The sequence below is a fragment of the Leucothrix mucor DSM 2157 genome (assembly GCF_000419525.1).
Taxonomy (GTDB): domain Bacteria; phylum Pseudomonadota; class Gammaproteobacteria; order Thiotrichales; family Thiotrichaceae; genus Leucothrix; species Leucothrix mucor.
Map to the genome: position 1 here is coordinate 2,482,144 of NZ_ATTE01000001.1, position 25,082 is coordinate 2,507,225.

Below are 25,082 nucleotides of genomic sequence, written 5' to 3' on the forward strand. Positions count from 1 at the left end.
GCTTATAGTGGGTTCTGACTATGCCAATCCCTCGGCAACAACTTAAACCCGCTCCAACGCATGCCGATTACATTGTCATCTTCATCGCGTGGTAAGTGGTGGTAGCTAATCCGGTTCCAGACCACGACATCACTTTGATTAATGTTTTCACCGCTGGTGTAGCTTTCAACGCCCCAACCGCAACCGCTGGTGGTATCGTTGTCCGCTGCAAAGCGCTCGCAAGCCTTATAACGGGTAAAGAACACGTCATTCTGTAACCACGACTCACCATTGGAACCCGTTCCTTGGTGGTCATAATTCAGCAATACCAACTCATACGAAATAGCCGAAACGCCATTGGTTTCTGAACCGTCACGGATGCGCCAGAAGCGTTTCACTTCAGGGCTAAAGTCACGGGCAGCCTCAGTCGTAACGGTACTAATAGATTTGCTACGACGGGTGCGGTCAGCGCTTAAGCTACTAGTGATTTGCTCAACCACATCATTGCTTGCGTCACTGCCCAGATCAAAATCCATACGCCAGAAATAGTTATCGACAAATGACACGCCCGTGGTGCCATCTTGTTGAATGGGCCAGCCAAATGCGGTATCCGTACCCGTGCGATTCAAGTGTCCACTCAAACCGACTCTAGGCTCGATCGAGCCATTCTCATTAAACAACCACTGCACGGTATAGCTATAGCTGCCCAACTGAGAGGCGGTCACTAATGACAAGGCTTTACCACTCACGGCGTTACTGGTAGAAAACTTGTAAATAAAGCCACTATCTTGCTGTGTCTGGCACAACACGGCTTTACCACCGGAATAACGCAACTGACCGCCCGCGCATTCAGTGCTATCCAGATTAATAAAGTTACTGCCACCTAGACCTGTTGCAGTCACCAAAAACTCAGGGCCTGCACCATCATCATAATTACGCTGAATCTGCGCTAAAGACATCTCACCTAAGACACGACGCTGCATTTGCCCCGGTGCCTTATAGCGAATATCACTCAGTACAACGCCTTCTTGATCACGTGCCTCCCAGCATATGCTCCAGCTTGCGCCACTGGTTAGGGTACTTTGAATAGTTTGTCCGCTAGGGCAGGAAAAACTGCCGGTACGAGCTTGTGCCGCCGAAAATGGGCTCAATAAAACTAGGATTGCCACAATCGGCAAGATGGCTTTTACGATACAACGCATGCTTAAAACCTCGCTTAGTAACCCATACGTTGAGAAACAACGCCGGCAGACAAATTCACAATAGGACTCACTTCAAACACCAGATTGTCATGGGTATACAGCACCAACTGCGCACAACGCTGCGCGCCACACACGGTGCTGGCTTCATTCACCACACCCGGCATGCTATCGGCAAAAAAGGTAAAGGCTTTGTATTGCAGCTGATCAATGGTGCTGAGCTGGCCGCCAGTAATGCGCAGATACTCGGCCTGCAAAATACTCAGCTCTTCAGGGTCTTCAAACACAATGGAGATCGCGCGCGTCAGCTCTGTATTAGCCAATGGTGGCTGCATCTCTTTATTGCGAGTGGTTGAAATCACAGCATTGGTATCCAGATCAACCACCTTTGTGATCAGCTCATCGCTGTCATAATCATAGGAAGTCACATCTGCCCAGCGCTTATCGGCACTCACTTCTGACTTAGCGAAGCGGTGTGCTTCAACTCGCAGAAATTCAACGCCGGGATTACTGCTAGCAGAAGACTCAGCAGCAGTAGTTGCCATGCGCGCAGCAATAACGGGTGGATTCGCAATGGATTTTGCCATTTCAGTTTCAGCGCTGGACACCGGGTCCATGCTGCCGGCGTGAGCCGCCGTGACGAGGAACATCGAAGAGACCAACGATGCCAACATTCGTTTATTTTTCATTATCGCTCCGAGCCGGGGGACTCAGCCTCACAATTATTTAAAATCTATGTGTCATTAATAAGCGAAGCCTTGTCGTTTGTAAGTCGGAGCATGGATAAATGGGAAGAAGCCACCGACCAATGGGAGAGATTTATGCTTTAGTATTTGAATTTCAAAATGGTACTGGGCATAGGACTTATGCGATACTCGCGCCCAGAAAGTTTGTTATTTGATTCCCTCATCTATAAACCCGCGTATCAAGGATTTACCACATGTCTCAAGCGACACCCCGCCCAGTAAAACGTGCTCTAATCAGCGTGTCTGACAAAACCGGCATTGTCGAATTTGCTCGTCAGCTGCATCAGCACGATATCGAAATTCTCTCAACGGGCGGCACTGCAAGTCTGTTAGCTAAGGAAAATATTCCGGTCATCGAAGTGTCTGATTACACTGGCTTTCCAGAAATGATGGATGGTCGTGTTAAAACGCTGCATCCGAAAATTCATGGCGGCATTCTGGCGCGTCGTGGTCAAGATGATGCAGTTATGCAGGAACACGGCATTCCGGGTATTGATTTGATTGTGGTGAATCTGTATCCATTTGAAGCAACGGTAGCCAATCCGGATTGCTCATTAGAAGATGCGATTGAGAACATTGATATCGGCGGCCCAACCATGGTGCGCGCCAGTGCTAAGAACCATGCACACGTTGCGATCGTAGTTGACCCGAATGACTACAGCAGTGTGCTGGAGCAATTAGCTCAAAACAGTGGCGTGATCGAAGCTGAAAGCCGTTTCAAAATGGCCGTTAAAGCCTTTGAGCACACCGCTCGTTATGATGGCATGATCGCTAACTACCTTGGCAAAATCGTTGAAAACGGCAAGCCAGAAGGTTTCGCGACCACCTTTAATACGCAGTTAGTACTGGCACAAACGATGCGTTACGGTGAGAACCCGCATCAACAAGCGGCGTTTTATGTAGAGCCAAATAACAACCAAGCCTGCATCGCTTCGGCCAAGCAATTGCAAGGTAAAGAGCTGTCGTACAACAACATTGCAGATACCGATGCGGCGCTGGAATGTGTGAAGCAGTTTGATGAAAGCCCTGCTTGCGTGATCGTAAAGCATGCCAACCCTTGTGGTGTGGCCAAAGCAGACACTTTACTAGAAGCCTATGACAAAGCTTTCCAAACAGACCCTGAGTCAGCGTTTGGTGGCATTATTGCGTTCAACCAGCCTTTAGATACGGCAACGGCCCAAGCCATTATTGACCGTCAGTTCTCTGAAGTGATCATCGCACCTTCTGTAATGGATGGCGTGAGTGAGATCATTGCAGCTAAGCAAAATGTTCGCTTATTGGTTTGCGGTGAGTTTACAAAAGGCGCTGGCTATCAGGATTACAAACGCGTTGCCGGTGGCTTATTGGTTCAGGACAGCGATCAGTTGTTGTACCAAGAGCTGAATGTCGTGAGCGCACGTGCACCTTCTGAAGAAGAAATGCGTGACCTGTTATTTGCATGGAAAGTGGCTAAGTTCGTTAAGTCGAATGCCATTGTCTATGCCAAAGATAACCGCACAGTCGGTGTTGGTGCAGGCCAAATGAGCCGTATTAACTCGGCACGCATCGCGGGCATTAAAGCAGAACATGCTGGCTTAACCGTTCCGGGTTCAGTGATGGCATCAGATGCCTTCTTCCCATTCAAAGATGGCATTGAAGCAGCCACTGAAGCTGGCATTGCAGCCGTAATTCAGCCAGGTGGCTCAATGCGTGATGCAGAAGTGATTGCTGCAGCAGATGCTGCTGGCATGGCGATGATCTTTACTGGCATGCGTCACTTCAGACACTAAGCTTCCACCGTTTATGCAAAAAAGCCGGGCTTGTTCCCGGCTTTTTTGTGGGAAACCCTTTATTCTGATCACACATGATAATTTCTGACTTGCTCAAACGCCATTCCAGACTCGCTTGGTCTGCGCTGATAGTGACCTGCCTGTTATTGGCCTACGGGATTCAACAGCAGATTCACCGCTATTACTTTGACGCCGTGATTACCCAAAGCGATGAGCGCATGCGCTTTTTTAAAAGTACCCTGCTCGCCTCCCTGAGTCGCTATGACTACCTGCCAGCGATACTTAGCAGCAATACTGCGCTATTTGAGCAAGCGATTACCGAACCCGAGCTGGTAAGTGAGCAATTGCTGTCACTGCAAATCCGCTCCGGCTCCGACACCTTATATATTCTCAATCCTGCTGGGTTAACCATCGCTTCCAGTAACTGGAAAACGCCCGTCAGTTTTATTGATAATAACTACAGCTTCCGCCCCTATTTCAAACATGCAATCAGCCAGGGTGAAGGTCGTTTTTATGGCATTGGCGCAACCACTAAAACACCGGGATTCTTTGTGTCTTCACGCTACCCTCGTGACTTGAGTGCTCAAATACAAGCCGTTGCCGTAGTTAAAGTGGATTTGCTGCCGCTGGCCGAGAGCTGGCGTAATGGCGCAGAGACCGCCTTTGTAACCAACGAAGATGGCATTGTGGTACTCAGCAGCAATAGCAATTGGCTGTACAAAACCTTGCGCCCTTTAAGCGTTGAACAACTAAGCAATATTGCAACTCAGCAGCAATTTTTAGATGAAAAGCTCCCCGCGCTCAATTTAACTACCGATGACCAAGCCTCGACCATTAACTTAGATGGCACACGCTATGTCAGAACCGTCACCGAAGTCGGCAGCGAAGTCGGGCTTAATGGCTGGACTCTGCACTACCTGATTCCACATCGGAAAATCACCGAGCAAACTCTTAGCATTTGGACCAAAGCAATTGTCATCCTGCTTGGCATTATTGCGGTCATGCTGGGAATTCGGGTAATCAATACCCGCGCCGCACTCAAAACCTCCCAAGGCGAGTCGCTGCAACTGCGTGAGCTGAATCAGTCGCTAGAGCGGGAAATCATTGAGCGCAAACAAGTTGAGGCGGAACTCACCAAAGCACAGATTGATTTACGGCGAACCAGTAAGCTACGTGCCATGGGGCAACTCTCCGCCTCTATCACTCATGAGCTAGGCCAACCCTTATCCGCCATGCGTACTTATATCGCCACCTTGCAATTAGGCTCAGCCAGAAATCAGGATGCGGTCGCCGAGAAAACGCTCCAAAAATTGATCTCACTGGTCGAGCGGATGACCAGCGTGACGCATCAGCTGCGTTATTTTGCCCGCAGTGGCGATAAAGTCGTGCATCGAATTAAACTGCAAGACACGATTAATGGCGCGCTGAATGTCACGTGCCCAGCCATTGATGCCGCTGGGGTGGATCTAAAAGTCACCGTTCCCGAGCATAATATTGAGATCATGGCTGGCGAAGTGCGCATGGAACAGGTACTGATTAATCTAATTCGCAACGCCATTGATGCCATGGAAGATAGCGATACCAAACACCTCAATATCACTGTATCCAGCGAACAAGGCAAAGCACTGCTCAGCGTTAGCGATACGGGCACCGGCTTATCAGCAGAAACCATCAAACAGCTTTTTGAGCCGTTTTATACCACCAAGCCTTCTGGCATTGGAATGGGCTTGGGACTGGCGATTTCCAGCAATATTATTGCAGAGGTTGGGGGCACACTCACCGCCGAAAATCGTGATTCCGGTGGCTCTCGCTTCCTTGTCGCAGTACCATTAGCGCATGATTAAGACTAATTCAGCGAATGCCGTCTCGTTAATTATTGTCGATGACGACTTTGATTTACGGGATTCCCTCAGTGATTATTTTGGCCAGTGCGGCGTGCAAGTCAGCAGCTTTGCCAGTGGCCAAACCATGCTGGAACAACTCAGCACGCCATTTGCTGGTGTGATTGTGTGCGATTTACAGATGCCGGGCATGAGTGGCTTAGCCGTATTGGAAGCGCTTAGCCAGCAGGACAACCCACCGCCGTTTATCCTAATGACAGCCTATGGCGACATTCCAACCGCTGTACAGGCTATGCAATTGGGCGCTTATGATTTTCTGGAAAAGCCATTTGACCCCGCTCGTTTGCTGGAAAAAGTAGAACGCGCCGCGCAAAGCCGTGACCTGCAACTCAAAAATACCCGACTACGGCAACAGATCGGCCAGCTGCTGGAACTAGACCAACACCTGATTGGCCAAAGTAGCGCCATGCAGGCAATCCGCGAACAAGTGATTGATTACAGCCAGACCGACAGCCCGATTCTAATTATGGGTGAGACCGGTGTGGGGAAAAGCCTGCTGGCCACCCTCATTCACCTCAATAGCCCACGCGCCGAGCAGACACTGATTACTAGCAATTGTGCGATTACGATGGCGTCTCAGTTCGACCCTCATGCCGCTGCCGAACACAATCTGCTACACATGGCCCATTACAGCACCTTAGTCTTAGATGATTTACCTGAGCTTTCGCCCAACGGCCAAAACCAACTGGTCAGCGTGATGAGCGAGTCGGAGCACATGCTAATCCCGCAGCCGGATGCGCGTGATGTACGTTTTATTAGTACGGCACCGGCCAGATTCTCAGTCGACGATAATAGCAACCAGCTGCGTAAGGATTTATATTTCAGGCTTAATGCTTTAGTGATTCAAGTACCACCACTGCGCGAACGCCCAGATGACATTCCAGAATTGTTTAATGCCTTCTGCCATCGCTATGCCAGCCAGTATCAACACCGTGAAATCAGACTTAGCAATGATGATATCCTGAGTCTGAACACTCACTCTTGGCCCGGCAATGTGCGCGAGTTAAAGCATTGTGCTGAGCGTTTTGTGCTAGCTAATCAACGCTCGGAAACAACGCTAAAAACCATTATCGCCGCCAAGCCCGATGCGCTGGCTAATAAACCTCGCAACCTCCGGCAACATGTGGAGAAGTTCGAAAAGACGCTAATCAAACAAGCGCTGATTGAACACGAAGGCAATATTAATAATGTCTGTGAAAGCCTGAATATTCCACGCCGCACACTCAATGAAAAATTACTCAAATACGATCTGAATCGCCTGAATTTTATCCCATAAATCAGGGTTTGCATTTTCAACAATGATGGCAGATAGTGGCGCTTTACCATTAAATTTAGCTTGTCACTCATGGAACAATTCGGTGTTATCAATTACCTGACCTATGTCATCGGGACGATTCTGATCGTATTACTGCCCGGCCCTAACTCTATTTACGTACTGGCGCTCTCGGCGCAGCGTGGCGTTAAAGCAGGCTGGATGGCGGCGATGGGCGTCTTTTTAGGCGACTCTATTCTAATGCTGGCGACGGCTGCGGGTGCTGTCACACTGCTAACAGCCAACCCCTTGTTGTTTAATATTGTGCAATATGCCGGTGCTTTGTACTTGGCCTATATCGGTGGTCGCTTAATTTATTCGGCGTATAAAACCTGGCCGCGCGATCGAAGCCTTGCCTCGGTCATGGAGCAGCCAATGAATGAAAAGCTATCCAATAAAGCACCGTTTGGTAAAGCGCTACTGGTGAGCTTACTCAACCCTAAAGCGATTCTGTTTTTCTTGTCCTTCTTTTTGCAATTTGTTGATCCGGCTTACGATCAACCGATTGTGCCATTCTTAATTTTGGCGATTACCTTGCAGCTGTTCAGTGTGCTTTATTTAGCGACCTTGATTTATGCTGGTAGCCGCTTGGCCAGTGCATTTCGTAAACGCAAACGTTTATCTGCCGCCTCTGCTGGTGGAACAGGTGCAGCATTTCTGGGCTTCGCGGCCAAGCTTGCCACCGCCTCAGCACTCGCCTAATCACTAGTTAAATGTCTCTCACCATTACCCTGCTGGTATTGTTAGCCGCCCTACTGCATGCCAGCTGGAATTTTTTGGTGAAGCAGGCCGATGATAAACTGCTGAGCATGAGCGCAGTAGTAATGGGGCATGTGCCGTTTGCGGTCATCGCCCTATTTATCGTGCCACTCCCTACTTGGGAGACTTGGCCTTATCTATTGGCTAGCACCGCTTTCCACACCGGCTATCAATGGTTTTTATTAAATGCCTATCGCTTTGGCGATCTGAGTCAGGTGTATCCCTTAGCTCGCGGTGTCGCACCCTTACTAGTCACGCTGATTTCAGTGATGGTGCTTGGCGTTGTATTAAGTGGCATGCAGTTCGCAGCAATTGCACTGATTGGTTTGGGCATTATCAGTCTGGTTATGGTACGCGCGGTGAATACCGGCATCGATATAAAAAGCATTTCCCTAGCACTGATTACCGGCTGTTTTATCAGTGGCTATTCGATCACTGATGGCTTGGGCGCACGAGTGGCAGGTACGGCGGTCGGTTATTACGCCTTTGGCTCACTGGTCAACGCCACGGTCTGGTTTATATATATCCGCCTAAAATCACCCGGCTTAATGACAAGACTAATCACTCAACATGCTGGGCTGAGCTTAATGGGAGGTGGGGCTTCTTTCAGTGCTTATTCATTAGTCGTCTGGGCATTTACCATGGCCCCAATTGCCCTAGTGACAGCGGTTCGCGAAACCAGCATTATTTTCGCAATGTTGCTAGGAACCCTGCTATTAAAAGAACGCCTTGGCTGGCAAAAAGTGTTTGCCGTCGTGATGACTGTGCTTGGCGTCTTAGTGTTACGTATCAAGCAAAGTTGAGCGGCTCATCAACAAATATTATCCGGTTACCAACCTCTCCCGGAGTTAATGTTGAATGATTGTCAGTCCGACTTCATTAGTGTTAGGGTAGCGTGCTTTATCAGGCTAAAAGGGATTTAAGCCATGAAATCAGGATTTATGATAGCCGCGCTGTTACTACTGAGTAGCGTATTTTCCGGCACTGCATTGGCTGCTGATCGCATCTATTTAATGGCAGGCCAGTCTAATATGATGGGCTTGGCAAAAACCTATCGCTTGCCCCCGACCTATCGGAAAACGCCAAGCAATGTCACTTTTTATTATCAGGGACGCCCACGTAAATTGGCGCAGTTTTCTTACTTCGGCCCTGAAGTAAGCTTTGCCCATCAGGTAGCTCGCGCCTTCCCGCAAGACCATCACATCATTATCAAATTTGCCGCCACCGGCAGCCATATCGAGCAATGGATGCCAGGTCAACCTTTATACAAAGGCATGCTGCGTCAGCTAGGCTTTTCGATTAAGCAAAAAGATCCAAAGATCGAAGCTGTGTTCTGGATGCAGGGTGAAAGTGATGCCTTAAACAAAACCCGCGCCTCGCAATATGCCGGTCGCTTAGGACTGTTTATTCGCAGCTTACGACGTGATCTTAAATCGCCTGCTAGTTTGTTTATTATGGGTGAGGTTGATCCAACGGGGAAAGATTTCCCAATGGTGAAATTAGTGCAGGATAATCAACGCAAAGTGCGCTCACAAATTCCGAATACTTATCTAACACCTGCGCAAGGCTTGGGTAAGATTTATGATCATATTCACTACAGTGCAATTGGGCAGATGGAGTTGGGTAAGCGCTTTGCCCTCGAATACATTAAGCGGGCACGCTAAGCCCTAGCTGCTGGCTATCTGGCTATCTGGCTATCTGGCTATCTGGCTATCATGAGATCATCGCCTCAAATTAAACATCAATTATTTTATTGTTTAATGGGGCGATATTCGAAGTTCGCGCGCACAATGCCATGGTCAGATGTGCCTGTTTGTTTATGATCATCACTATTCAAATGGTCATTATGCAAATCCATTCCCTTAAATGCCCATTCCCGCTTTTTAGAGTTATCGTAAAACTCCTGTGAGACCAAAATATGGTCCAGCGACTCTCGGGAGTTTCTGTAAATATGCGTGTAATACACATCGCGCAAGCTACGGTATTGCTGCAACATGCCGACGGTGTACAGGGCGGTATCACTACCTCCGACCGATAAACCACTGAGCAAATAGTTTGGCTGGCCGGTGAGAATATTCAAGGTATTGCTGGACTGACTATCATTCAAATCACCCAACACCACGACGGGGTTATCATTCTCTTTCATTTCTTCAGTCAGTATCATGCGCAGAGCAGTTGCTTCGGTAGTACGCCGAATTGTTGAAATAGCTGCGCCCAAGGCGCTACTGTGTTTCGCATAATAATCCCTGTCATCCTTATACCATTGCTCAAAATACAACGGTGTGGGCGCTTTCGATTTGAAATGGGCAACATAAATAGAAATGGGTTTGCCATTCGCGCGAGGTCGAACTTTGAAGTGCAGCACTGGGCGAGAGAACTTATCGATAGCCACCGAGATTTCTGATGTTTGCGCATCGCCACCGCCACTCATTAGGCGAAATTTTTCAGGAAAGTGCTCAATCCACTCTGGCTCATCGACCAATATAGCTTTTCGTACAGCAGCGCCGCACACGATTCGCTGCCCTAACTGATTCTCCGGCACTAAAAGTTCGTATTCATCCTGCAAATCGGCTTTGGAAAACACATCCACCAGCGCTTGCTCATGCCACAACTCCTGAAAGCCCCATACATCGGCAGGCATATCAATTAATTGGGCAGCACTCCAAGCGACTTTCTTATCATACGATGCCTGATCCCAACCATCAGTATCGCGATAAACCGGCAAGCCAGGCAGGTTGATGTTGTACAAATTGAAACTCGCCATTGAGAATGTTGTTCTGCGTGCCATCAGTCTCTCCTGATTGATTCGAGTAATTTGTTGCGCCTAAGCTATTTTATAGATGAGTTTATTGGATTAATCTTAGAAAAAGGACTACCAAGCGCTAATCAAGGATGACAGTAGCCAATATGCCAAACTCACCTGACGTACTCATCGCCCAATCATTTTGGGACTTCTCTCTCAGCTTTTACGCGCTGCCAGCCGTGCAAAACGCCTGCCTTGAACTGCAGGATGAACACGGTGCAGATGTAAACTTTGTGTTATTTATCCTGTTTCAGGCAAATCGGGGACAAGCGCTAACGGCGCAGGAAGTCAGCAATATTGATGAAGAAGTTCGTGCTTGGCGAGAAACGGTTATTCAGCCATTAAGAAAACTACGAAAAACACTTAAACAACCGATTTCACCCATTAAATCTGACGTTCAAGCGCGCTTACGTGAACAGATTAAACAGCTGGAGCTAAATACGGAGAAGCTTGAGCAGGAGTTTTTGGAGACCTTGAGCTTTATCACGCCTCCCGCCTCAGCATCGAAGCTGTCAGAGGTAAAGTTGGATATTGCAGCTTCTAACTTTAAGCACTATGCCGACAGCTTGGGCTTAGCTATTGATAACCCCGCGATCACTGTGCTGATGCAGCAGTTTTCAGCTCGACTTGAGTCGTGAATATTTAGAGCGCTTTAGCTAGCCAGTGCAACTCGATGTGATATCGCCGCCATCAGCAATAAAATCACCATGGCGATAAACACATAAATAATTCCAAACCCTAGCAATATTGGCATCAATTGAGTCACTCCGCTGGCTAGCATTAATTGCATAAAACCCATCATGCCGGATGCCGTACCGCGCGACATTTCAGTGCTACTCACAGCCCCAGACTGCGCATTGGGTTGAACTAAACCACGCCCAAAGGTCAGCAACCCCATTGGGAAGAAGATCATCGCTGCCATTAGGTTTCCGCTAAACATTACCAACATCAATACGCTAATTGCCAGCAAGGCTAAACTCATTCCCATGGTGATCATACGATCTACCCCAAAGCGCACCGTGATGCGTGAGGCCAGCATGCTGCCAAAGAAAAAGCCTAAGGAAACCACCAAAAACCAATTACCGTACTCTGCCGAAGTGCCACCGAACTGATCCACAAAGATGTACGGCATTATCGAAGCGAAGCCCAGATACGCACAGGAGATTAATGCACCCGTCAACGCGTAGCCAATATAGGCACGGCCATTCAATACAGACAAGTACTGAAGAGCCAAGGCCCGAAAACTAAACGGCGTTTTATCCAAAGTAACGCTGGTTTCCTGAAGCTGACGAAACATCAGCAGTGCAATGCCAAGATTTAATACAAAGGAAAAATAGAAAATTGAGCGCCAATCAAAGTAATGATTGAGGTATCCGCCAATGGTGGGAGCAATCGTTTGCGCAATGGCAATCGACATGAAAATAAAACTGAGCAAGCGCCCTGCTTCATCGCGTCCATGTGCATCGAGGATCATGGTTCTGACTAATACTAGTGTCGCGCCCCCACCCAGCGCTTGCAAAACTCGCCCTAAAATTAGCATTTCAATGGTCGGGGCAAAGGCTGCCAGTAGGCAACCAAACAAGTGGATAACCATTCCCCAAAGCATTAGCGGTCGCCGCCCATAGCGGTCTGCCAAGGCGCCACTCATCAATTGTGAAATGCCAAGGGTGAAGAGGTATAAGGTCATAGTCAGCTGCACAGTATCAATACTGGAGCCAAAAGCACGCACCACATCAGGCATGGCGGGATTGAACACATTCATGGCAAACGGACTGGCTAAGGCAATGGTTGCCAATAGCCAGATCGGTGGAAACGGTACAATGTTCATAGTCCCAGCGCCGGTAAATCAGGAGACTGGGAATTATCCACTTTTACGGAGAATAGTCACTTGCTAATTTAGCGCTGTGATCTCTGTTGAACACGAAGCACACTAAAGCGGCGTCGGGTGCGTGAGCTGATCACTAGCACGCTTCCCAGTAACATCAACAACAATACAGGGATACTCATAGCACCACCGCCACCACCAGAGCTAACACTTCCGTTATTGCCACCACTGCCACCGCCAGTACCCGGATCACTCCCCTCATTGACCGTCACATGAATCTTCGCGCCATACACATTGCCGCTGCTGTCTTTAATGCTGTACCAAAACACATCAGTTCCAGTAAAGCCGGCATCCGGCGTATAGCGAATCTTATTATTCACATTCGCGGAGGTGCCATTGGCTGGATTATCCAAAGTATTCAGATACAGCCCGGAACCCGTGTCATTAGACATCACTGCAATATCAACTGAAGTCGACTCATAGGTGGTCGCATAGTCATCCACTGCCGTTAAACGTAACTCCACCGGTGGCGTGTAATCCAATACTGGATTAGTAGCATGCCAATCGCGAGGAATCAGATCAAACTTGGACACGTGCGCATCCATCTGTGGCGCATCTTCAGAGCGCGGCATGTGATAGAACGATACCGCAACCCAGCTCACTAAATCCTGACCTTCAAGTGATTCACCGTTAACGTATTCACTTAGATTATCCGTGTCACAACTAAAGATGCGGGTGTTATGTGAAGCAATGCGCTCACAGTCATGCGCTTTAGTCAGATAGATGTCGTTATGGGTAAATGGCTCATAATCAGGCCCAACTTCGCGCTGACCTGCTTCTGATAAACGAATTTCATAAGCAATGGCATGACCTTTACTGTTTGTCGTATTGCCATCTTTAACCAACCATGATCGCATGGTTTGAGGGTTCACAGAGCGAGCTGTTTCAGTCGTAAACTGGTTAACGGTCGCATAGCGCTTGCCACCTGAAGCACCGTAATTCAGCTCCTGAAAAACATCATTATCGCCAGTGCCATCCAGATCAAAATCTAAACGCCAGAAAAAGTTATGCATGTGCGATAAGCCGATTGTATTGTTGGCCATCAACCAACCATGCTGCTCATTACCACTGGTACCAAAGCGCTGTAACGCACCCGTTGCCACCATTCTTGGCTGCATGCGGCCATCGGAGTAAAATGCCCACTCTGGCATATAGATGTATTCGCCAACCTTAGACACACTGAACAGCTTCATATAATGCAGATCATCCCGATTATCACTGCTGCGATAAGCCGAACCATCCTTAAGTATCTGCTTGCAGAGCTTGGCCTGGCCATTATGGTAAGCCCGGGTACCACCCACACACTCAGAGGCTGCAATATTCAGAAGGTTATCGCCACCCAGCCCAAAGTCAGAAACATCGTGGTAGCGCGCACCATTGTCATCATACGGCACATGAATTTCTGCGATTGAGGCATCATAGAGCACCATTCGACGCTCTTGATCCGGCGCCTGGAAGAACACATGGTGATACCGAACCCCCTGATTCGCATCATAGGTCCAACACATATCCCACTTAGAACCATTTGGCAGCGTTTGATTAATATAATACTCATCGCCACAAAACTCAGCAGCCATCGCTTGCGCGCCAGAAAGAGCGGAAAGTAAAAATACAGAAATTGTTAGTAGTCGTTTAATCATAGTGGTCACGGTGTTTCCCAACCGGGTTATCGTGTCTATGATTGTCGAGTGCTTGCTCAGGAATGTAACGTTCAGGAAGGATTAAGGGAATGCGTTTACTGATAGTCGGCAAGCTGGTCGCTGATTAAACCACCATAAAAAAACGCAGCCCTGTGAGCGACTTATATCTCGCTACAACACTGCGTAAGCGTTCACTCAGTTAACTAGGTTTAGGGAGTGAAAGAAGCACATGAGCACTTAATCTACTAAATTAGTATAGTGCAGCTCATCGATTCTGAGATTAAATATTGGTAAGTTTGAATCGAACACCACCTAGCTACTGCAATAAATGCCACTAGCTTGGTGGAGTGATTTTAGGAAAGTCGTTTAAGAGAAGGCTTCCTCTTCCACGAGTTTAAGATGTTCCGGGTTGATACATAATGGTAAACCGCACCCTTGGGCAACTGTGCGCCCTTGAGGAATGCTACCAAAAAATGCCCGATATGCCGCACGATGTGCCGTGTCCATATAAGCTTTTCCGGTTTCGTCTTTTACCATGGTTCGCCCGTAACCATCGACTGAAACGTGGCGAGTCCATATTAAACAACCCGTGATCTCGTTTCGTTTGGTACAATTAAGCAATCGCTGCTGTTCTTTCTTGGTCTGCATGTCTCGGTATCCTCTACCTGTTAATATCGACATCCCTCGCAGACTTTTTGTGGGACAATTTATACCATACACTTCCTGAAATCTGAAATAATTTGTAGGATATTCACTTTTTATGTCTAAAAAAACATCCTCATACAAGACACTTTTCATTCTGCGGCATGCAAAATCCAGCTGGAATGATCATCAACTGAGTGACTTTGAACGCCCGTTAAACAGGCGTGGCTATGAGCAGGCGCCACAAATCGCAGAGGTTCTATCTAAAAAAACCACCCTGCCCCAAAAAGTTATTAGTAGTCCGGCTAATCGCGCACTAACAACCGCAAATTTTATGTTGGAATTGCTGCCGGAAAAAGTGAAATTGAAAACGGACCCGAGGATTTACGAGGCGACCGTTAATGCGCTGCTTTATCAGATTCAGGAGATTAGTGACACCAAGGATTGTGTAATGATCGTGGGTCATAACCCTGGCTTTTCGGATTTGGTGAATGTGCTAAGTCAGCAGAAAATGCCGCCACTACCCACTTGTGCGTTGGTTGAACTACGCTTGAATATCGAGCATTGGAGCGAGGCAATGCCGGAGTGTGCAACGTTGATTGGTTTTGATAAACCTCCCAAAAATCCTGCCTGATTAATCTAAAACTTGATCACCAGTCGAGTAATATTGATTGGCAGCCAGTAGTTTAATTGCTGGAAACGCTATGCCAAGGAGCCAGCTACACCTGGCTCAGGAAATAATAAAGAATCTAAACCACAGCAGGCAATAAGCGCCCTTGCCTGCTGTGGCAGTCCAATCAAAATCATCTTTTGATTACGCTGCTTGCAGCCTCGTAACCAAGCCAATAACACCGCTACACCCGCCGTATCCAAACGTTCCAGCTCGCTAAAGTCCAGCGTCACATCTCCAGAGACAGCAGACAGTGATTGCTCACCAACCTGCAAACTCTCAGTCGCATTTTCATACAGCATCTGCCCAGCTAACAGCAGTTGGTTGCTTTCAGGGGTGGTGTTAATGGTTAACATTTATAATCAGGCTCCAGTACTTTCAAGCCTTTTGATCAAGGCTTCAATGCCCGATGCACTAATATCACGAGTGAAGTTAGTCCGGAAATTTGTAATCAAATCAATCCCCTTCAGCGTGACGTTATAAGCTTTCCAGCTACCACTTACGAGTCTTGCATCAAAAGTCGCATTTTCAGCAGGGAATCCAACCGGCTGAATATTGGTATACACCGAAACATAACCCGGCTTCTTCTCAATGGAACGAATCACGCTGATATTAGCACCAGCATAATCCAACATGCGCGATGCATAGGTGCGAATCAGCATGGTTTTATAGGCATTACCAAAGCGAGTGCGTTGCGATGGCGTTGCGGTTCTCCAATGCTTACCCAAGGTCAGTTTGCTCATCGCATCAAAATCAACAAAGGGAATGATTTCCCGCTCAACCAATGCAGTAATCGAAGCTGGATTTGCCGCCAACTGAGGTTTATTTTGCTTTAAAATCTGGAATATGCGGCTATTAACTGCCACTACTTGCGCTTCAGCATCTGACTGAGGTGTCGCAGATACAACGCTCATTGTCAGTATTAAAAATAGCCCCATTAGCCAAGAATTCGCTCGCTTCATACCTTACTCTCCCAAGTAACTACGCATTGATTTATCGTTATTTTGTGCTTAGATTAACCAGTACTTTGCCGATAATCTCTTCCAAAACCAGTGCAGATTGCGTCAAAAAAATCAAATCTCCGTCTTTTAAGACCGTGTCTTCTGCACCAGGTTCCAGAGAAATATATTGTTCGCCCAATAAACCCGCCGTGTAAATGCTCGCTTGTGTGTCGCTGGTTAGTTCGAAGTCCTGATTAATCTCCATAGTCACCAGCGCCTGAGAAAACTCTTTGCTGTAGCCAACGCTCACGACTCGTCCGACATTTACGCCCGACATGGTGACTTTAGCGCGGCTTCGCAGTCCGCCGACATTATCAAAGCGCGCTTGCACCTGATAAGTTTTAGGGGATGAAAAGCCATTGCTTACTTTGCTGATATTTAACGCCAGCACCAATAGACTACCCAGCCCCAACAACACAAACAGCCCGACTAAAATCTCCAGACTTTTAGAATTCTTCATTTTATACCTCTGCAAACATCAGACTGGTTAATACGAAATCTAATCCCAATACAACCAAGGCGGAATACACCACCGAACGCGTTGTGGCACGTGCTACCCCTTCCGAGGTTGGCATCGCATCATAACCCTCAAATAAGGCAATCCAGTTCACCGCAATGCCGAAAATAAAGCCCTTGAGCAAGCCATTTAGAATGTCATGCTGCCATTGCACTTTGCTCTGCATTTGTGACCAGAAGGAGCCATCGTCCACCCCCAACCAACCACTGCCGATCAGGTAGCCGCTGTAAATTCCGACCACCATAAACATTAAGGTTAGCAAAGGAACGGCAATAATACCGGCCGCAAAGCGTGGCGCGATAATGCGGCGCACCGGATCAATCGCCATCATTTCAATACTGGCTAATTGCTCAGTGGCTTTCATTAAACCGATTTCGGCGGTGAGTGCTGAACCTGCACGACCGGAATATAATAAAGCGGTTAATACTGGCGCCAACTCCCGCAAAATCGACAGGGCCACCAATACACCTAAGGACTGCTCTGCACCAAAATCCACCAGCGTGACATAGCCTAATAAGCTAATGACCATACCGACAAATAGTGCCGAGAACAGAATAATCAATAAGGAGAGCACACCCACCGAATATAGCGATTGCACCAGCAATGCCGGACGTAAGACGACTATCGGCAAGCCTCTTAGAATCGCAAACAGAAAAAGGCTAGCACGCCCCAACCGTTCCAACATACCCAGCGTCACGGCTCCAACTTGCTGCAAAACACCACTAATCATGAATCACCTCCAAGCAGGAAATCATCACTTCGCTCAGCAGCTGGATAATGAAAAGCCACCGGCCCTTCAGAGGAGCCACTTAAGAATTGCTGCAACCACGGCGAGTCCATCGCTTGTACATCCGCCACTTTACCCTGCGCGACAATCTTGCCTTCCGCCACCACACAGAGGTAATCAGCGATGGATAAGCTTTCGTGAATATCATGAGATACCAGCATACTAGTAATCCCCAGCGACTCTTTTAGAGTGCGAATTAAGCGCACGATACTGCCAAGCGTAATGGGGTCTAAGCCAGTGAAAGGCTCGTCATACATCATCAGTGCAGGATCAAGCACAATGGCGCGCGCCAAGGCGACACGGCGAGACATCCCGCCAGACAGTTCAGCAGGCATCAAATCCCGAGCCCCACGCAAGCCCACAATATCCAGCTTCATCAGCACGATATCGCGAATCATGGATTCCGAAAATTGGTAATGTTCACGGATTGGGAAGGCGACATTCTCAAACACTGAAAGGTCGGTCAGCAAGGCGCCGGACTGAAATAGCATACCCATCTGCTTGCGCATGGAAAACAGCTCACGCCGATTGACCGCGTTGAGTGCCTGACCATTAACCTCAATCGACCCACTGTCGGCACGCAGTTGCCCACCAATCAGTCGCAGCAGCGTGGTTTTACCGCAGCCGCTGGGCCCCATGATGGCGGTAATTGCCCCTCGGGGAATCTCAAGATTAATCCCATTAAAGATCTTTCGACCCCCTCGCGAAAAATGGAGGTTGTCGATTTTTATAAATGCGTCGCCCAAAATATGCCCTGTCAATAATGACTAGTTATAATTAGTGATCAAGTACTTCAGGCGAAAGATAGCACAGTTTAGGCTTTAAAGGTTCTGCCGCCCATCAAATGTAGATGCATGTGGAAAATAATCTGACCACCACCTTCGCCGCAATTCATCACCACACGATAGCCATCATCCGCAAAGCCTGCTTCTTTGGCTAAATGCTTAGCAGCTTGTATCATGCGACCGGCCAATTCGGTGTCGTCATCACCCAGATCATTCAAGGTAGCAATGTGCTTTTTAGGAATGATCAATACGTGATATGGCGCTTTCGGGTAAATATCTTTGAATGCAAACAAGTGCTCGTCTTCATAGACTTTTTCAGAAGGCACTTCACCCGCCAGAATTTTACAAAACAAACAATCCGTCATCATTGATCCCTGTGGTTTTTCTCAGCGTTTCGTATTTAGTAAGCGCGACGACCGTCGAACGCATGCGATAAGGTGCCACTATCCACGTAATCCAGCTCGCCACCCACCGGTACACCGTGAGCAATACGCGTTGCGGAAACGCCATGGCGCGAGGCCATTTCGTGGATGTAGTGTGCGGTAACTTCGCCTTCGATAGTGGGATTGGTGGCTAAGATTAGCTCTTTGATATCACCAGCCGCTAATCGCTCGTCTAGAAGGTCTAATCCCAACTGCTCAGGACCAATGCCATCCAGCGGTGAGAGCTTTCCCATCAACACAAAATAGAAGCCGCGATAATCGGTCGCCTGCTCCAGTGCAATCACATCGGAAGGGTTTTCAACAATACACAAGGCGCTTTCATCACGCTTGGTATTGCTACAAATTTTGCACAGTTCATGCTCGGTGAGCGTCCGGCAGCGCTTGCAGTGGCCAATCTTCTCGATTGCCTGTTGCATCGCGGAAGCCAAACGTAATCCAGCTTCACGGTCATGCTCAAGCAGATAAAAGCTCATGCGTTGTGCGGTGCGCGCGCCAACCCCTGGTAAACACTTAAAAGCATCTACCAGTTCGTTCAATAAAGAAGATTCTGACATTGAATCAGAATGGCAACTTCATTCCAGCTGGCAAGTTCATGCCTGCTGTGACACCAGCCATGCGGCTTTTAGTTTCAGCAGCCAGCTTCTGAACAGAGTCATTAAATGCGGCAGCAATCAGGTCTTCCAGCATTTCCTGATCATCATCTTCCATCAGGCTTGGATCAATTTTAATGCGCTTGCATTCGTGCTGACCATTGATTGTGACAGCCACTAATCCACCACCAGACTCACCAGTGACTTCTAATAGGGCGATTTCTGCCTGCGCGCGCTGCATGTCTTCCTGCATTTTTTGCGCCTGCTTCATCATGTTGCCCAAACCACCTTTCATCATGTCAATCTCTCCTGAATTCAATTTGTACCAGTATAGCCCAAGGGCTTGTTAATTAAAGTTGTTTATTCGGTCTTCGGGCGCACTGAGCCGGGTACTACTCGCGCGCCAAAACGCTCAGCCAACGCCTTTACAAAACTATCCTCGTGGATGTGTTGTTCAGCGGCCTGCTGACGTTCTACCAAGTAACGAGCATCATATTGGGCCGGCGTTTCCAGTTTTAAATCCCTAAGTGCAACGACTAAGGTGCGCTGGGTACCGTAATACTCGTTAAGCGCCGCTTCAATCTCATCAACCACCCCTTCGCGCATCAGCATTTCACTGGCACTTTCCAGATGCAGCATGATTTTGGAGTCGGTTTGCTCGTCCATATTACAGTGCTGAATTAACGCCGCCGCTAAACCGGATAATTTCAAGGATTTTACAACCTTGTACCACTCATCATCGGCTTCGATTTTCTCGTAATCAGTAGCTTGTGAGGCAGGCGCTGCGCGATTTGGTTCCGGTGAATTGGCTTTTGGAGCCGAATTATTGGTTTGAAGTGGTGGCTCACTCACTTCAGGTGCTCTAGCAGCGGGTGTAGCGCTTTCTGATGGCCTTGTAGGCGCAGCAGGTTTCTGAGCAAAGTCATTAACTTGTGCGGCAGGCTTATCCGTTTTCCATGGCGGTGGAATATCATCAACCGGTGGCGCACTCTCAGCAACTTGCTTAACGGGCTTGACACTGCTGGCTTGGCTGATCATTTGATCATATTCATCCCAAGCTGGCGGCACATCATCGTCATCATACGCAGGCGCAGCCGGCTTTGGTGCTGGTGCTGGTGCTGGTGCTGGTGCTGGTGCTGGTGCTGGTGCTGGTGCTGGTGCTGGTGCTGGTGCTGGTGCTGGTGCTGGTGCTGGTGCTACCGATGTTGTTGTGGTGCTAGCGTTATCCGCTATGGTTTTTTTTTTGGATTCTGCGCTCTCTTCATCCACCAATGCAGCCGCTGCGGCAACAGCCGAAGCAATTTTAGAAGCACGGTCTGTCGATGCATCACTATTGGTCAGCGCAGTAGTCGATGAGACGGTATCACTAGCACTGGCCGCTGAAGGTATAGCAGATTCTACTGTACTACTAGGAGCAGCCACGACAGGCTCAGAAGCTTGGGCAACCGGTGCAGATATCGTAGGTGTCGATGAGTTCGTAGCAGCTGGTGCAGGCATAGCCGGCGTTGAAATTGGCGCAATCGTCGTCGGGCGAAATGCCAACATACGCAGCATTAACATTTCAAAGCCACTGCGAGGATCAGGCGCCAGCGATAAATCACGACGGCCAGTCAATGCAATCTGATAATACAGCTGCACATCTTCCTTCGTCATTTTGCCAGCTAGCTCGCGAAGATTATCATCATCTTCATCCGCGCCCGGCACAACTTGCAACACTGCCAACTGGTGCAACATAGCAATCATCGCATCAGTCGCAGCCGCAAAATCAGGAGTTACGCCAGCCATATCATCGACTTTGGCAATAATGCCTGCGCCATCACCGGCAACCACCATTTCGAGCAAAGCAATCAGCGGGTCATGCGCAATACTGCCTAACATTTCGCGTACTTCATCGAGCTTTAAAGTGCCATCGCCGAACGCAATCGCCTGATCCATCAAACTCAAGGCATCCCGCATACTGCCGTCAGCCGCACGGGATAACAGGCGAACCGAGGCATCATCTCCGGAAATCTGCTCTTCTTCCAGCAAGTGCTTAAGGTGTCCGGCAATCATATCCAGCGTCATACGCTTTAGATTAAATTGCAGGCAGCGCGATAAAATAGTGACGGGTAGTTTTTGCGGATCAGTTGTCGCAAATAGAAATTTTACATGTCCGGGAGGCTCTTCCAGCGTTTTCAACAAAGCGTTGAAACTGTGGCCGGATAGCATGTGGACTTCATCGATCAAATAGACTTTAAAACGACCACGGGTCGGTGCGTACTGAACATTATCCAGTAGCTCACGGGTATCTTCGACTTTGGTACGTGAGGCGGCATCGACCTCAATCAGATCAACAAAGCGGCCAGCGGCAATTTCAGTACAGGCATTACAAACGCCGCAAGGTTCCGAGGTAATCCCCGTCTCGCAGTTCAGGCATTTTGCCAGAATTCGTGCAATGGTTGTTTTTCCGACGCCGCGGGTGCCGGTAAATAGATAAGCGTGGTGTAGCCGGTCGTTATCAAGAGCATTAATCAGCCCGCGCAACACATGTTGCTGGCCGACCATTTCTTTGAAATTCTGGGGACGCCATTTTCGCGCAAGAACCTGATAACTCATAAGGTAATATACAGATGGCTGAAAAGAGCTGCAACTGGTGGCAACCCACATCAGCCGACCCTCAGCGCACGAATCCACCACTACAGTTGCTTCCTTCCGGACCTGGCTGGGTTTGCAGTTTCTCGTCGCGAGGAGACCGATGCAGGTCACCATATTGCAGAGCGACGCATTATGCGGGAAAATCACCGCACTCACAAGCAGAAATCGAATATGCCTTTTACATTATCTCACCCCGTAGCCGCCATCCCATTAAAAAAATACCTTGGCGACTTCGGAGGACTTTCCGCGCTGTTTATTGGCGCGATGATTCCCGACTTTGTTTATATGTTACCGCCGGAGTTTGTCTACTACTACCGACTGGAAAGTCACTCACTCATGGGCTTACTTAAAGTGTGCCTGCCGATGGGGATTGGATTCTTTTATCTCTATCATTTATTGATGGCGCCGGTATTAGTCTCGCTTTTTCCAGCGCCCTTACGCCACAAGTTGCCACCGCATTTATCCTTGGGTAAATGTCCACCGATGAATAATGCTCATGCGGTGATCATTTCCATCCTAATTGGAGCGGCAACGCATATTATTTGGGATTGGATGACCCATGAAAGTGGCATTCCGCAACACATTACCCTGCTTCAGCAACCGGTTATGAGCTTAGATGGTTATCCAGTCATGTCGTACCGCATTTTTCAGCACCTGAGTACGGTATTAGGCTTAATGCTGTTGATGTGGTGGATTTGGCGCTGGTATCGCGATACGACTGAAACGCATCAAATGCTTTGGCAGCCTAGCCCTACGTTGCGCTATGCCGCGTTGTTTTTATTAGTGTTGGTACCAGGTTTGGTGTGGATGGTGGTGATCTATTACAGCATGCCGGAGAGTGATGTGCTGTTTGGTTTGCACAGTTTACAGTTGGGATTTAAACAGGGTTTAGTCGCTGCGGCAGCAACCTTGATAGTGACTACCAGCGTACTTGGATTGGTTTATCAATGGTTGTTATATCGCAGCCAAGTTCGTCGAATGCCCGCGCGGGCAACATCCCAAACAAACTAATTAGCCCAGAGCAGCATCAGGCTCATCAGGCTCATCAGGCTCATCAGGCTCATCAGGCTCATCAGGCTCATCAGGCTCATCAGGCTCAGGTATTGCACCTGAGCCTGTAATCAATTGCCAGTACTAACCGCCGAGCAATTCAGATCATCAGCCACGTAACTCACGAATCTTACTAAACACATCCACTTCGGGCACATTCTCCATCCCTAAGTGCTTGCGAATACTTGGATCATTAGCCCGCAAAAATGGATTAGTCGCCAGCTCAGTCGCCAGCGAAAATGGCACGGTTGGAATATCCTGCGCCCGCAATCGATCCACTTCCTGAACCCGTGCTTTAAGCGCTTCATTATCCGGGTCAACCGTCACTGCAAAGCCCGCATTCTCCTGCGTGTATTCATGACTGCAATACACCATCGTCTCTGGCGGCAGCGCGTGTAATTTCTTCAGGCTTTCCCAAATCATCGGCGCAGTACCTTCAAACGCCTTACCGCAGCCCATGGCAAACAAGGTATCACCCACAAAAATGACCCCGCATGACGGAATGTAATAATTGATCAGATCCATGGTATGACCAGGTGTATACAACACATGCACATCATGGCCGGCAAACTGAAAAACATCGCCATCCTTAACCCGCACATCCACGCCCTTAATCGGGTTAGCGCCGAGGTAATCCGGTCCTGTAACTTTAGCGCCAGTGGCCTCTTTCAGCGCCAATACACCACTCGTATGATCGCGATGATGATGCGTGACAAAAATCTGACTCAGTTTCCAGCCCTTTTCATCCAGCGCCTGCTGATAAGTTTCTGCAACGCCGCAGTCAATACAGGCCGTTTCGCCCGTATCAGGTGAATGAATCAGCACACCATAGTTATCATCAAACACATACGGAAATTGGAAAAATTCGAGCTTACTCATAGGTGTTCCTTAAATATTACTGACTTACCAAGTACCGGTATTTTCCATCGAAATCCAAGGCTCTGCGGGTGGTAATGCCTCACCCTTTTGCAGTAGCTCGATTGAAATGTTATCCGGTGATTTAATAAACGCCATATGGCCATCGCGCGGTGGGTAGTTGATGGTTACACCACCATCTAACAATCGCTGGCAAGTCTCATAAATATTATCGACTTCATAGGCCAAATGACCAAAATTACGGCCACCGGTATACACTTCAGGATCCCAGTTATAGGTCAGTTCCAGCTCGGTTTGACGGGTTTCGCGAGCAAACGCTTCATCACCCGGCGCTGCTAAAAAGATCAGCGAGAAACGGCCATCTTCATAGTCATCACGATTAATCAGCACCATGCCTAATTTGTTACAGAAAAAATCTAAAGACTCATCGACATCCGTAATGCGGATCATTGTGTGCAGGTATTTCATCGTTAGCGTCCTGTTAGCGGTTTGAATGCGGCGATTGTAACCGAGCTGAAATCAGTGACAAAATTCTTTTACCGACAAACGTACCGACATTAACGAATCTAAATGTGAATGCTCGCCGTATAAAGATTATCACTCACTGTAGCAGGAAATTATTATGTCATTCGCTAAAAAGATAATGAAATGGCCGTTGTTATTATTGCTGGGCTTATTTATGCAGGGCAATGCCTTTGCTATCGACCCGATCCATGAGAACTTTTTTGGCAGCGCCATCGACGGCTATGACCCCGTTGCTTACTTTAAAGAAGGCAAGCCAGTCGAAGGCAATGGCGATTTCACTCACGAGTGGAATGGTTCCAAATGGTACTTCAGCACTGCAGAGAACAAGACTGATTTCATTGCCAACCCTGAAAAATTTGCCCCTCAGTACGGCGGCTATTGCGCTTGGGCAGTAAGCCAAGGTTCTACGGCAAAGTCTGATCCTAACGCTTGGCACATTGAAGATGGAAAACTGTACTTAAACTATAACCAAGATATTCAAACGACTTGGCTAAAAGATGTTCCCGGCCACATTACTTCGGCTGATAAAAATTGGCCAAAACTGCTAGCAGAATAATATCCGCACACTA

27 protein-coding genes and 1 other RNA gene are annotated in these 25,082 nt (G+C 48.2%); 10 read left to right on the plus strand and 18 right to left on the minus strand.

Features of this window, described 5'->3' with window-relative positions; all coding sequences use genetic code 11:
- Positions 1-2: 2 nt before the first annotated feature.
- Positions 3-1,181: a copper amine oxidase gene (locus LEUMU_RS0111050; RefSeq protein WP_022952345.1), complete on the minus strand. Its 1,179-nt coding sequence runs from the start codon at positions 1,179-1,181 to the stop codon at positions 3-5.
- Positions 1,182-1,195: 14 nt separating this feature from the next.
- Entirely contained in the window at positions 1,196-1,867 is a 672-nt protein-coding gene (locus tag LEUMU_RS28020) for a hypothetical protein (RefSeq protein WP_022952346.1), read from the minus strand.
- Positions 1,868-2,118: 251 nt separating this feature from the next.
- Here LEUMU_RS28020 and purH point away from each other — a divergent pair, with 251 nt between their 5' ends.
- The 6 genes from purH (at position 2,119) to LEUMU_RS0111085 (ending at position 9,329) form a co-directional block, all read left to right on the plus strand.
- Positions 2,119-3,693 carry a bifunctional phosphoribosylaminoimidazolecarboxamide formyltransferase/IMP cyclohydrolase gene (gene purH / locus LEUMU_RS0111060; protein ID WP_022952347.1) on the plus strand — a complete coding sequence of 525 codons (1,575 nt, stop codon included), beginning with the start codon at positions 2,119-2,121 and terminating at the stop codon, positions 3,691-3,693.
- Positions 3,694-3,767: 74 nt separating this feature from the next.
- A complete protein-coding gene (locus tag LEUMU_RS0111065; protein ID WP_022952348.1) occupies positions 3,768-5,537 on the plus strand; it encodes an ATP-binding protein in 1,770 nt (589 codons plus the stop codon).
- The gene (locus LEUMU_RS0111070; protein WP_022952349.1) at positions 5,530-6,870 is read left to right on the plus strand and encodes a sigma-54-dependent transcriptional regulator; all 1,341 of its coding nucleotides are present in this window, start codon (positions 5,530-5,532) and stop codon (positions 6,868-6,870) included. Before LEUMU_RS0111065 ends, LEUMU_RS0111070 begins: the two co-directional genes overlap by 8 nt.
- A gap of 69 nt (positions 6,871-6,939) precedes the next feature.
- Positions 6,940-7,608: a leucine efflux protein LeuE gene (gene leuE / locus LEUMU_RS0111075; protein ID WP_022952350.1), complete on the plus strand. Its 669-nt coding sequence runs from the start codon at positions 6,940-6,942 to the stop codon at positions 7,606-7,608.
- 11 nt (positions 7,609-7,619) lie between these two features.
- Positions 7,620-8,468, plus strand: a complete 849-nt coding sequence (locus LEUMU_RS0111080) for a DMT family transporter (RefSeq protein ID WP_022952351.1) — start codon at positions 7,620-7,622, stop codon at positions 8,466-8,468.
- Between the two features lie 123 nt (positions 8,469-8,591).
- Entirely contained in the window at positions 8,592-9,329 is a 738-nt protein-coding gene (locus tag LEUMU_RS0111085; RefSeq protein ID WP_022952352.1) for a sialate O-acetylesterase, read from the plus strand.
- Between the two features lie 86 nt (positions 9,330-9,415).
- Here LEUMU_RS0111085 and LEUMU_RS0111090 read toward each other — a convergent pair whose 3' ends face one another.
- Positions 9,416-10,453: an endonuclease/exonuclease/phosphatase family protein gene (locus tag LEUMU_RS0111090; RefSeq protein WP_022952353.1), complete on the minus strand. Its 1,038-nt coding sequence runs from the start codon at positions 10,451-10,453 to the stop codon at positions 9,416-9,418.
- A gap of 119 nt (positions 10,454-10,572) precedes the next feature.
- Here LEUMU_RS0111090 and LEUMU_RS28025 point away from each other — a divergent pair, with 119 nt between their 5' ends.
- Positions 10,573-11,106 (plus strand): TIGR02444 family protein, encoded by a 534-nt coding sequence (locus tag LEUMU_RS28025; protein ID WP_022952354.1) that lies wholly within the window; start codon positions 10,573-10,575, stop codon positions 11,104-11,106.
- A 14-nt stretch (positions 11,107-11,120) separates the two neighbouring features.
- Here the strand turns inward: LEUMU_RS28025 and LEUMU_RS0111100 are convergent, their stop codons facing one another.
- The 3 genes from LEUMU_RS0111100 to LEUMU_RS0111110 all read right to left on the minus strand — a co-directional run bounded on the left by LEUMU_RS0111100 (position 11,121) and on the right by LEUMU_RS0111110 (position 14,641).
- The gene (locus LEUMU_RS0111100) at positions 11,121-12,296 is read right to left on the minus strand and encodes a multidrug effflux MFS transporter (protein WP_022952355.1); all 1,176 of its coding nucleotides are present in this window, start codon (positions 12,294-12,296) and stop codon (positions 11,121-11,123) included.
- A gap of 68 nt (positions 12,297-12,364) precedes the next feature.
- Positions 12,365-13,993: a copper amine oxidase gene (locus tag LEUMU_RS0111105; RefSeq protein ID WP_084708089.1), complete on the minus strand. Its 1,629-nt coding sequence runs from the start codon at positions 13,991-13,993 to the stop codon at positions 12,365-12,367.
- 366 nt (positions 13,994-14,359) lie between these two features.
- Positions 14,360-14,641 (minus strand): HNH endonuclease, encoded by a 282-nt coding sequence (locus LEUMU_RS0111110; protein WP_022952357.1) that lies wholly within the window; start codon positions 14,639-14,641, stop codon positions 14,360-14,362.
- 112 nt (positions 14,642-14,753) lie between these two features.
- On the opposite strand from LEUMU_RS0111110, the gene LEUMU_RS0111115 reads away from it, so the two are divergent.
- On the plus strand, positions 14,754-15,269 hold the full coding sequence (locus LEUMU_RS0111115; protein ID WP_022952358.1) for a SixA phosphatase family protein: 516 nt from the start codon (positions 14,754-14,756) through the stop codon (positions 15,267-15,269).
- Between the two features lie 68 nt (positions 15,270-15,337).
- Here LEUMU_RS0111115 and LEUMU_RS0111120 read toward each other — a convergent pair whose 3' ends face one another.
- From LEUMU_RS0111120 to ffs, 10 genes are all read right to left on the minus strand, one after another.
- Entirely contained in the window at positions 15,338-15,661 is a 324-nt protein-coding gene (locus tag LEUMU_RS0111120) for an STAS domain-containing protein (RefSeq protein WP_022952359.1), read from the minus strand.
- 6 nt (positions 15,662-15,667) lie between these two features.
- Complete coding sequence (locus LEUMU_RS25705; protein WP_022952360.1) at positions 15,668-16,267, minus strand: MlaC/ttg2D family ABC transporter substrate-binding protein; 600 nt, start codon at positions 16,265-16,267, stop codon at positions 15,668-15,670.
- 37 nt (positions 16,268-16,304) lie between these two features.
- Entirely contained in the window at positions 16,305-16,766 is a 462-nt protein-coding gene (mlaD, locus tag LEUMU_RS0111130) for an outer membrane lipid asymmetry maintenance protein MlaD (RefSeq protein WP_022952361.1), read from the minus strand.
- 1 nt (position 16,767) lies between these two features.
- Entirely contained in the window at positions 16,768-17,553 is a 786-nt protein-coding gene (mlaE, locus tag LEUMU_RS0111135; RefSeq protein ID WP_022952362.1) for a lipid asymmetry maintenance ABC transporter permease subunit MlaE, read from the minus strand.
- Complete coding sequence (locus LEUMU_RS0111140; RefSeq protein ID WP_281169951.1) at positions 17,550-18,341, minus strand: ABC transporter ATP-binding protein; 792 nt, start codon at positions 18,339-18,341, stop codon at positions 17,550-17,552. The genes mlaE and LEUMU_RS0111140 overlap by 4 nt, the downstream gene beginning before the upstream one ends.
- 83 nt (positions 18,342-18,424) lie before the next feature.
- Positions 18,425-18,760: a histidine triad nucleotide-binding protein gene (locus LEUMU_RS0111145; RefSeq protein ID WP_022952364.1), complete on the minus strand. Its 336-nt coding sequence runs from the start codon at positions 18,758-18,760 to the stop codon at positions 18,425-18,427.
- Between the two features lie 35 nt (positions 18,761-18,795).
- A complete protein-coding gene (gene recR / locus LEUMU_RS0111150) occupies positions 18,796-19,392 on the minus strand; it encodes a recombination mediator RecR (protein ID WP_022952365.1) in 597 nt (198 codons plus the stop codon).
- A 4-nt stretch (positions 19,393-19,396) separates the two neighbouring features.
- A complete protein-coding gene (locus LEUMU_RS0111155) occupies positions 19,397-19,723 on the minus strand; it encodes a YbaB/EbfC family nucleoid-associated protein (protein ID WP_211223079.1) in 327 nt (108 codons plus the stop codon).
- Positions 19,724-19,788: 65 nt separating this feature from the next.
- Positions 19,789-22,023 carry a DNA polymerase III subunit gamma/tau gene (dnaX, locus tag LEUMU_RS0111160; protein ID WP_026744682.1) on the minus strand — a complete coding sequence of 745 codons (2,235 nt, stop codon included), beginning with the start codon at positions 22,021-22,023 and terminating at the stop codon, positions 19,789-19,791.
- A gap of 45 nt (positions 22,024-22,068) precedes the next feature.
- An RNA gene (gene ffs / locus LEUMU_RS28560) (signal recognition particle sRNA small type) lies at positions 22,069-22,165 on the minus strand.
- 68 nt (positions 22,166-22,233) lie between these two features.
- Here ffs and LEUMU_RS0111165 point away from each other — a divergent pair.
- Entirely contained in the window at positions 22,234-23,073 is an 840-nt protein-coding gene (locus tag LEUMU_RS0111165; RefSeq protein ID WP_022952368.1) for a DUF4184 family protein, read from the plus strand.
- Between the two features lie 147 nt (positions 23,074-23,220).
- Here LEUMU_RS0111165 and gloB read toward each other — a convergent pair whose 3' ends face one another.
- On the minus strand, positions 23,221-23,991 hold the full coding sequence (gloB, locus tag LEUMU_RS0111175) for a hydroxyacylglutathione hydrolase (RefSeq protein ID WP_022952370.1): 771 nt from the start codon (positions 23,989-23,991) through the stop codon (positions 23,221-23,223).
- 24 nt (positions 23,992-24,015) lie between these two features.
- Positions 24,016-24,456 carry a VOC family protein gene (locus LEUMU_RS0111180; RefSeq protein ID WP_022952371.1) on the minus strand — a complete coding sequence of 147 codons (441 nt, stop codon included), beginning with the start codon at positions 24,454-24,456 and terminating at the stop codon, positions 24,016-24,018.
- A gap of 154 nt (positions 24,457-24,610) precedes the next feature.
- Here LEUMU_RS0111180 and LEUMU_RS0111185 point away from each other — a divergent pair, with 154 nt between their 5' ends.
- Complete coding sequence (locus tag LEUMU_RS0111185; RefSeq protein WP_022952372.1) at positions 24,611-25,069, plus strand: YHS domain-containing (seleno)protein; 459 nt, start codon at positions 24,611-24,613, stop codon at positions 25,067-25,069.
- The last annotated feature ends 13 nt before the right edge of the window (positions 25,070-25,082 follow it).

Bases quoted from the DNA above. Each gene is read 5' to 3' on its own strand.
- LEUMU_RS25705 (WP_022952360.1), bottom strand. From the start codon at position 16,267: ATGAAGCGAGCGAATTCTTGGCTAATGGGGCTATTTTTAATACTGACA.
- LEUMU_RS0111165 (WP_022952368.1), top strand. From the start codon at position 22,234: ATGCCTTTTACATTATCTCACCCCGTAGCCGCCATCCCATTAAAAAAA.
- leuE (WP_022952350.1), top strand. From the start codon at position 6,940: ATGGAACAATTCGGTGTTATCAATTACCTGACCTATGTCATCGGGACG.
- LEUMU_RS0111110 (WP_022952357.1), bottom strand. From the start codon at position 14,641: ATGCAGACCAAGAAAGAACAGCAGCGATTGCTTAATTGTACCAAACGA.
- LEUMU_RS0111115 (WP_022952358.1), top strand. From the start codon at position 14,754: ATGTCTAAAAAAACATCCTCATACAAGACACTTTTCATTCTGCGGCAT.
- mlaE (WP_022952362.1), bottom strand. From the start codon at position 17,553: ATGATTAGTGGTGTTTTGCAGCAAGTTGGAGCCGTGACGCTGGGTATG.
- LEUMU_RS0111100 (WP_022952355.1), bottom strand. From the start codon at position 12,296: ATGAACATTGTACCGTTTCCACCGATCTGGCTATTGGCAACCATTGCC.
- LEUMU_RS0111120 (WP_022952359.1), bottom strand. From the start codon at position 15,661: ATGTTAACCATTAACACCACCCCTGAAAGCAACCAACTGCTGTTAGCT.
- LEUMU_RS28020 (WP_022952346.1), bottom strand. From the start codon at position 1,867: ATGAAAAATAAACGAATGTTGGCATCGTTGGTCTCTTCGATGTTCCTC.
- LEUMU_RS0111090 (WP_022952353.1), bottom strand. From the start codon at position 10,453: ATGGCACGCAGAACAACATTCTCAATGGCGAGTTTCAATTTGTACAAC.
- gloB (WP_022952370.1), bottom strand. From the start codon at position 23,991: ATGAGTAAGCTCGAATTTTTCCAATTTCCGTATGTGTTTGATGATAAC.
- LEUMU_RS0111050 (WP_022952345.1), bottom strand. From the start codon at position 1,181: ATGCGTTGTATCGTAAAAGCCATCTTGCCGATTGTGGCAATCCTAGTT.
- LEUMU_RS0111180 (WP_022952371.1), bottom strand. From the start codon at position 24,456: ATGAAATACCTGCACACAATGATCCGCATTACGGATGTCGATGAGTCT.
- LEUMU_RS0111065 (WP_022952348.1), top strand. From the start codon at position 3,768: ATGATAATTTCTGACTTGCTCAAACGCCATTCCAGACTCGCTTGGTCT.
- LEUMU_RS0111070 (WP_022952349.1), top strand. From the start codon at position 5,530: ATGATTAAGACTAATTCAGCGAATGCCGTCTCGTTAATTATTGTCGAT.
- LEUMU_RS0111145 (WP_022952364.1), bottom strand. From the start codon at position 18,760: ATGACGGATTGTTTGTTTTGTAAAATTCTGGCGGGTGAAGTGCCTTCT.
- LEUMU_RS0111155 (WP_211223079.1), bottom strand. From the start codon at position 19,723: ATGAAAGGTGGTTTGGGCAACATGATGAAGCAGGCGCAAAAAATGCAG.
- LEUMU_RS0111105 (WP_084708089.1), bottom strand. From the start codon at position 13,993: ATGATTAAACGACTACTAACAATTTCTGTATTTTTACTTTCCGCTCTT.
- recR (WP_022952365.1), bottom strand. From the start codon at position 19,392: ATGTCAGAATCTTCTTTATTGAACGAACTGGTAGATGCTTTTAAGTGT.
- purH (WP_022952347.1), top strand. From the start codon at position 2,119: ATGTCTCAAGCGACACCCCGCCCAGTAAAACGTGCTCTAATCAGCGTG.
- LEUMU_RS0111085 (WP_022952352.1), top strand. From the start codon at position 8,592: ATGAAATCAGGATTTATGATAGCCGCGCTGTTACTACTGAGTAGCGTA.
- LEUMU_RS0111185 (WP_022952372.1), top strand. From the start codon at position 24,611: ATGTCATTCGCTAAAAAGATAATGAAATGGCCGTTGTTATTATTGCTG.
- mlaD (WP_022952361.1), bottom strand. From the start codon at position 16,766: ATGAAGAATTCTAAAAGTCTGGAGATTTTAGTCGGGCTGTTTGTGTTG.
- LEUMU_RS28025 (WP_022952354.1), top strand. From the start codon at position 10,573: ATGCCAAACTCACCTGACGTACTCATCGCCCAATCATTTTGGGACTTC.
- LEUMU_RS0111080 (WP_022952351.1), top strand. From the start codon at position 7,620: ATGTCTCTCACCATTACCCTGCTGGTATTGTTAGCCGCCCTACTGCAT.
- dnaX (WP_026744682.1), bottom strand. From the start codon at position 22,023: ATGAGTTATCAGGTTCTTGCGCGAAAATGGCGTCCCCAGAATTTCAAA.